This window comes from Pseudoalteromonas sp. T1lg48 (assembly GCF_002964785.1).
GTDB lineage: Bacteria > Pseudomonadota > Gammaproteobacteria > Enterobacterales > Alteromonadaceae > Pseudoalteromonas.
Genome location: NZ_PQCC01000019.1, coordinates 1 through 223, shown reverse-complemented (window position 1 = coordinate 223; position 223 = coordinate 1). Strand labels below are relative to the sequence as shown.

General features: G+C 47.1%; 1 tRNA gene. It reads right to left on the bottom strand.

What is annotated here, in order from left to right:
- Window positions 1–91 (bottom strand) — tRNA-Ser (locus C2M29_RS13370).
- Between the last annotated feature and the right edge of the window lie 132 nt (window positions 92–223).

Below are 223 nucleotides of genomic sequence, written 5' to 3'. Positions count from 1 at the left end.
TGGCGGAGAGATAGGGATTTGAACCCTAGATAGGCTATTAACCTATGCCGGTTTTCAAGACCGGTGCTTTCAACCACTCAGCCATCTCTCCAATGCGGTTACCCAGATGACGTATCATCTAAGTGAAATTTAGTGGCGGAGAGATAGGGATTTGAACCCTAGATAGGCTATTAACCTATGCCGGTTTTCAAGACCGGTGCTTTCAACCACTCAGCCATCTCTC